Origin of the sequence: Gemella haemolysans, assembly GCF_001553035.1 — a bacterium.
GTDB classification, from domain to species: domain Bacteria; phylum Bacillota; class Bacilli; order Staphylococcales; family Gemellaceae; genus Gemella; species Gemella haemolysans_B.
In genome coordinates, this window is record NZ_KQ959972.1 from 16,542 (window position 1) to 19,329 (window position 2,788).

The 2,788-nt window shown below is 27.5% G+C and carries 4 protein-coding genes; all 4 read right to left on the reverse strand.

Annotation, left to right across the window (positions count from 1 at the left end; genetic code table 11):
- Nucleotides 1–597: 597 nt before the first annotated feature.
- The gene (locus HMPREF3186_RS09405) at nucleotides 598–993 is read right to left on the reverse strand and encodes a hypothetical protein (RefSeq protein ID WP_231724173.1); all 396 of its coding nucleotides are present in this window, start codon (nucleotides 991–993) and stop codon (nucleotides 598–600) included.
- Nucleotides 975–1,148 (reverse strand): hypothetical protein, encoded by a 174-nt coding sequence (locus HMPREF3186_RS09410; RefSeq protein WP_231724174.1) that lies wholly within the window; start codon nucleotides 1,146–1,148, stop codon nucleotides 975–977. The genes HMPREF3186_RS09405 and HMPREF3186_RS09410 overlap by 19 nt, the downstream gene beginning before the upstream one ends.
- Nucleotides 1,109–1,210, reverse strand: a complete 102-nt coding sequence (locus tag HMPREF3186_RS09635; RefSeq protein ID WP_231724175.1) for a BRO family protein — start codon at nucleotides 1,208–1,210, stop codon at nucleotides 1,109–1,111. Before HMPREF3186_RS09635 ends, HMPREF3186_RS09410 begins: the two co-directional genes overlap by 40 nt.
- A 377-nt stretch (nucleotides 1,211–1,587) precedes the next feature.
- Nucleotides 1,588–2,319 carry a Panacea domain-containing protein gene (locus tag HMPREF3186_RS06380; protein WP_060914440.1) on the reverse strand — a complete coding sequence of 244 codons (732 nt, stop codon included), beginning with the start codon at nucleotides 2,317–2,319 and terminating at the stop codon, nucleotides 1,588–1,590.
- Nucleotides 2,320–2,788: the final 469 nt, after the last annotated feature.

The following is a 2,788-nucleotide window of genomic DNA, read 5'->3' on the forward strand; positions in this document are numbered from 1 at the left end:
CATATACACTTTTTTAAAATTTAGGACTTTTGAGTCAGCCGCCCTCGTGTTTTCTTACTTTTCAATATCCAGCTACTAACTTACCATATATATCTATTACTGTAATTATTACGCTGAAAATTTATAATATCAATTACTTTTTTAAAAAATTAGTCACTCGAGGAATAAAATTTTCTTAATAGCATATTATTCTATAATACAATTAAAGATAAAAAAAATCAAGAATTAAGACTTAGTAGATAAAAAAATAATTCAACACCTTAATATTAATTCTAAACAACACCATAAAAAAAACTAAAAAAACCTTATCAAATCAATAGAAAACAAAGAATCAAAAACCAGAAGAAAACCTGCGAGTAACTAACTTAAGATTTTTCTTATATTTTTAAGTTTATATGCTAAAGATATTTTTATAATGTTTTAAATGACACTCAGTAACCATAAACTTAAAATAATAGATTACCCCTAAAAAATATCTATTAAACATCAATATTTTTAAAATATTCCTTGGTTAGAGTTAATTATTTTCTCCTCATCTAAAGATTGAAGAAATTTCGCTAATATCATCGATTTTTCATTAGCAACATTTTGTTTTAATTATTCATTGTTCTTTTCATCTTCTTCTGTTGCTGCTTTGATTATATCTGATATTAATCTACCAAAATCTATGGCGTTTTTTGATGTAATAACTGGTTTCCCTGTTTTCATTTCACTCTCTCTTCTTGCGTTCCCAGTGATACTACCACCAGCTTTAGCAACTTTTTTATTTTCTTCTAGACCTTGCGGATGCGTTGCATTAGCTATATCTTTTGTTGCAATCTCCGCTAGCATATTTAGTATAAGTTCAGTTGTTGTCATATTATCTCTTAAGTTTTGTTTCTTCAATCCCTTGTGATCTTTATATTGTCTGGTTGTCATGCCTGACCATGCTTTAGTGATTTCATTAGTTAATATTGTATATTCTCTACCCTCTTTTAACCATGATCTTGCCAAGCATCTGTTAATTCTTTCCTAACTTGAATTGCTTGTAGTCTTTGATTAATCCATTCTCTTATATAACCTTTTTGAAGATATGTCGCCAATGCTCTATCAATAGTTAATTCTGGATCTATAATTTCATCAATTCTTTCCCTACCTCTGCTAACCACATTTTAAAAGGTTCTGCTTTAGGAGATGGTATAGATTGAATTATACGAAAAACACCTTGCATATCAGCAACGTCGGTTTCTCTTTACTTTCCATCAGGTGCTTTTAACTTCAACTGTACGATATTTTCGTACAGTTGAACTGCACCCTCTTCATCTTTTCATTGATTGTCTTCATTTTGAACTGTCTACAAATTGTAGCCAGTTCATTTCCTTTCTTCATAAAACATACAACTTATATAATCCCCTATAACTAACATACTTTTAGCTATTACTTCATCTCATTATTTTTATCAAAATTAGATTTTTATATCACTATTTTTATTTCTTAAATTTATAATTTCTTTCATCTATAATTTTATCAAAAACTAGATGGAAATGAAATTTTAAAAAAGATTAACGAAATCTAACTAGTACAAAAAATTAGTTCCGTTAACCTTTTTTATTTTTCTACATGATGATATTTCAATATATTTTCATCAGTAATAATATCATTTATATTTGTATGATCCCAAGGAGTTCCTTTTCTATGAGTAATTGCGACTAATTCACTTGCTGTAAGCTGCCCATATTTTTCAAAAGTACTTTGAATAGAATCAATTACATTCTTCTCATCTAAAGATTGAAGAAATCTCGCTAATACCATTGGTAAAGTTATCTCTTGAGCAAAAATTTCCTCATCTTTATCTACTTGTATGTTATTCCGTCCATTATCTTTATAATATTCATAAACGCTTGGAACAACGGGTCCATACTTGAATGCAATAATATCATCTTTGAAAAGTTTTTTTCCTGTTTTTTCTAAATACTCTGCATATACTAAATAAATCATTTTTTGAAGTTTCAAATTAGTCATCGACTTGAGACTAAGTAAAAATTTCGAAACATCTAGAGCCGTAATTTGAGAATCTTTCTTCATCTCTAATAGAAACTCCTCTAAATCAGTAAAAACATGAATGTCTTCAAAGAAACTATCTAGTTCTATCACGCTTTTCCATTCAGGAGAGTTTGTTGTTAATCTATGAACCGCATATTTTGGTTCTATAATAATTTCAGAGGTTTTCTCAAAAATATAGTTTATTATATCTTTACTAATATATTCAGACGCATAATGCCACCCTATTCTTCTTTTCGTTCTATACGAACTTGAAAATAAAATTATATGTTCGAACATATAAACACCTCCTTCTACTCTTCTCTTTTATACATATCAATCCAATTTATATATTTTCATTTTGATTTATGATTTTTATGTTCACTTTCATTAACTTGTTCATCTTCTTTTTTCCAAATTTGAACTTCCCAAGGTAAATAAATATTACTTGAACTCTTTAAATATATATGAATCGCATGATAATTTTCATCTTTTCTTACATATTGGCGAAAAAGCTGTACTTTTAATTTTCTTAAAATATTTTTTGAAAAAACTATTCCCCAATTAATTCCTCTTTTTGTAAATATTCTTTTTCTACTTCATAAACTAGCTAAAATTTTTGCTTTTATATTTCATCTATGCTAAAATATATATAAATAAAAAAAGAGAGAGCCGTTTTAAAGACGGTGACTCTAATTAATTTGTTATTTAAAAATAACCATCTTAACCTGTCAAAGTTGGTAATAGCCCCCAAAATTTGGACAAATTT